A 2,136-nucleotide genomic window follows, 5' to 3' on the forward strand; every position below is an offset into this window, starting at 1 on the left:
GCTGCGATCTTTTGATCTTGATTTTTTAAGATCAAAAGATCGCAGCCTGCGGCAGCTCCTACATGAAGGAGCCTGATGGACGAAAAGCCGTTATCATAAGCGCCTCTTTGCCTGCCTTGCCATGGACACCATGACCGAGAACGACTATCTGATCGCTTGGGGCCTCTACGCCTTTGCCGCTTTGGGCTGCCTGCTGGTGTGGATGCGCATCACCCGCTGGATGTGGCGCTGGCTGCGCGAACCCCTGCGTTTGCTGGTGGCGGTGCTGCTGTTCAGCCCGACCATCATCGACCCGGTGAAGGAAAAAGTGGCCCCGGCCATTGCCATCACGGCGCTCGACCTGTTGTTCAAGGTCGGCAACAACGCGTGGCGGGCGATTTCCGACCTGCTGATGTACGGCATGATCGCTTTCGGCATCTACCTGGTGTTCGTGGCGATTCGTTTCGTCCTCGAGCGTGGCGCCCGGGCCCGCAAGGAACAGGCCGCCGCCGCCCAGGCTGCGATCCGTGCCGACGAGCCGGAAGAGGATCACCCCTTCGGCGGTGCCGGCGATGATCGTTACGGCCGCCCGCCTGTGCCGGGAAATCCCCAGCGGATGCGCGTCGAACCCCGTCTGTAACCGTGCCCCTGCCATAAAGCGAGAGTTCGAGCATGTGTGAGTTATTGGGCATGAGCGCCAATGTCCCGACCGATATCGTGTTCAGCTTCACCGGGCTGATGCAGCGCGGTGGGCGTACCGGTCCACATCGGGACGGTTGGGGCATCGCTTTCTACGAGGGTCGGGGTTTGCGCTTGTTCCAGGACCCGGCGGCGAGCTGCGAGTCGGAAGTCGCGAACCTGGTGCAACGCTACCCGATCAAGAGCGAAGTGGTGATCGGGCATATCCGCCAGGCCAACGTCGGCAAGGTCTGCCTTTCCAACACCCATCCGTTCGTACGCGAGTTGTGGGGGCGTAACTGGTGCTTCGCGCATAATGGCCAGTTAGCAGACCTGCAACCATCGGCCAGCTTCTACCGCCCGGTTGGCGATACCGACAGCGAAGCGGCGTTCTGTGACTTGCTCAACCGTGTGCGGGCTGCGTTTCCCGAACCCGTGGAGGTCGAAGAACTGCTGCCGGACCTGGTCGCCGCCTGCGCCGAATACCGCAGCAAGGGCGTGTTCAACTGCCTGCTCAGCGATGGCGACTGGCTGTTCTGTTATTGCTCGACCAAACTGGCGCAGATCACCCGTCGCGCCCCGTTCGGCCCGGCACGCCTGAAGGACGTCGATGTGATCGTCGACTTCCAGGCCGAAACCACGCCCAACGATGTGGTCACGGTGATCGCCACCGAGCCCTTGACCGAAAATGAAACCTGGACCCGCTACGAGCCAGGCCAATGGAGCCTGTGGCGACGCGGTGAATGCGTCAGCCAGGGCCGGACCGAATAAGGATCATCCCCCATGTTGCTCAGTTATTTGCGGCTGGTGTTGTTTGCGGCGGGCCTGTTGATCGGTGTCCAGGTGCCGGGTTTCATCAATGATTACGCCAAGCGGGTCGAAGCGCACCTGATTGAAGCGCAGGCCGGTCTGAGCGGGTTTCAGAACACCGCCAATCAATTCTTCAAGGGCGACATGCAGGCCCTGGTCGCTCACTATCGCGCCAGTGAAGACCCGATCTTTCGCAGCGACGCCGACAGCCTGGGCAACCTGCTGACTCGCCAGGTGGCGTTGGACAAGCAATTCCAGGCGATGCAAGGGCCGTGGTATATCCGCTTCCTGCAAGTGGTGCTGGCCGCGGATCCGGACATTCGCAAGGAAACCTGGAACGGCTACAGCTACCAGATCCTGCTGACCCCGGAGGCGATGATCTGGGGCATGAGCGGCGCGTTGCTGCTGTCGTTCGGGATCGAGTGCCTGTTCCGCCTGATCGATTGGGTAGTGTTGGGCGGCAAGCGCCTGCGCCAGAGCCGGCCGATCGAAGAGCGGGATCTGCGCGGGCTCTGATGATCGTTCCCACGCTCTGCGTGGGAATGCCTCAACGGACGCTCCGCGTTCGGCTCTGGAGGGGGCGCAGAGCGTCCCGGGCTGCATTCCCACGCAGAGCGTCACTAGTGTCCGGTAAAAACCAAAGGGGGAGCTTGCTCCCCCTTGCTGTTG

General features: G+C 61.8%; 3 protein-coding genes. All 3 read left to right on the forward strand.

Annotated elements, in window-relative coordinates; genetic code table 11:
• Nucleotides 1-121 precede the first annotated feature (121 nt).
• From QLG10_RS07870 to QLG10_RS07880, 3 genes are read left to right on the forward strand one after another with little or no spacing between them, the layout of a single operon-like run.
• A complete protein-coding gene (locus tag QLG10_RS07870; RefSeq protein ID WP_179056493.1) occupies nt 122-619 on the forward strand; it encodes an MFS transporter in 498 nt (165 codons plus the stop codon).
• 32 nt (nt 620-651) lie between these two features.
• On the forward strand, nt 652-1,428 hold the full coding sequence (locus QLG10_RS07875; protein WP_110752550.1) for a class II glutamine amidotransferase: 777 nt from the start codon (nt 652-654) through the stop codon (nt 1,426-1,428).
• Nucleotides 1,429-1,440: 12 nt separating this feature from the next.
• Nucleotides 1,441-1,983 (forward strand): DUF2937 family protein, encoded by a 543-nt coding sequence (locus QLG10_RS07880; protein WP_020797831.1) that lies wholly within the window; start codon nt 1,441-1,443, stop codon nt 1,981-1,983.
• Nucleotides 1,984-2,136: the final 153 nt, after the last annotated feature.

The sequence above is a fragment of the Pseudomonas sp. V98_8 genome (assembly GCF_029967975.1).
Taxonomy (GTDB): Bacteria; Pseudomonadota; Gammaproteobacteria; order Pseudomonadales; family Pseudomonadaceae; genus Aquipseudomonas; species Aquipseudomonas umsongensis.

Excerpts from the sequence above, each read along its gene's own strand:
- QLG10_RS07880 (WP_020797831.1), top strand. The coding sequence starts at position 1,441 with ATGTTGCTCAGTTATTTGCGGCTGGTGTTGTTTGCGGCGGGCCTGTTG.
- QLG10_RS07870 (WP_179056493.1), top strand. The coding sequence starts at position 122 with ATGGACACCATGACCGAGAACGACTATCTGATCGCTTGGGGCCTCTAC.
- QLG10_RS07875 (WP_110752550.1), top strand. The coding sequence starts at position 652 with ATGTGTGAGTTATTGGGCATGAGCGCCAATGTCCCGACCGATATCGTG.